This window comes from Lentibacillus salicampi, from assembly GCF_004565465.1.
Taxonomy (GTDB): domain Bacteria; phylum Bacillota; class Bacilli; order Bacillales; family Amphibacillaceae; genus Lentibacillus; species Lentibacillus salicampi.
Window position 1 is genome coordinate 1 of the sequence record NZ_SRHY01000123.1, and the last position, 664, is coordinate 664.

At 43.2% G+C, this 664-nt stretch carries 1 protein-coding gene; it reads right to left on the reverse strand.

The genetic code is table 11. The features are described from left to right. Positions 1 to 262 precede the first annotated feature (262 nt). Positions 263 to 664: transposase (locus tag E4U82_RS19650; RefSeq protein WP_135111922.1), on the reverse strand; the 402-nt coding region annotated here is incomplete at its 5' end.

The window sequence follows — 664 nt, forward strand, 5'->3', positions numbered from 1 at the left end:
ATGCTTTTTAAGTGGGTCTATGCCCTAACGGAGTAAATATCGACCGGCTAATCCGTGCTTCAATTGTCGTAGAATCTAGATAAATAGACAGCGTACGTTCTTTTCGTATAACTTCCACAATTCCTGTCAACCATTCATTATTTGGTTTTGCTGGGGGCATAGCCTGTTTACGGCTATCACAATAGACATCATCTCATCAAACATTAATCAACATTAATACGTTTTAATACCGGCAATCTGATCATTTTCACAACCTGTCTAATCAAGCTGCCGCCTGCAGGGATTTCAATTGGGGAATATCCCTCATCATGCGCTCTTCGTCGAATGCACAGTTGCGAGTGCCCATGACATAAAATATCTTGATGAGTTTCCGACCAAGTGCTACAAACGATTCCTTACCTGTCAGTGGGTTGTTTGCGCGATTTTTATAATAATGATGCAGCTGTCTGAATCCGTCGTTATTAGCCGATAAAGGGCGCGCAGCCAGGTATAGTATGGATCTTAAGCGCCGACGGCCACGTTTCGTAATCGTTGTTTGACCCTTGAAAATGCCCGACTGGTTCAGCTGAAGATTAAATCCCGCTAATTTAATGATTTGGCGTGGATCTTTATAATTGGATAAATCCCCTACTTCAGCGAAAAATCCGGCAACGGTCAGGACGCC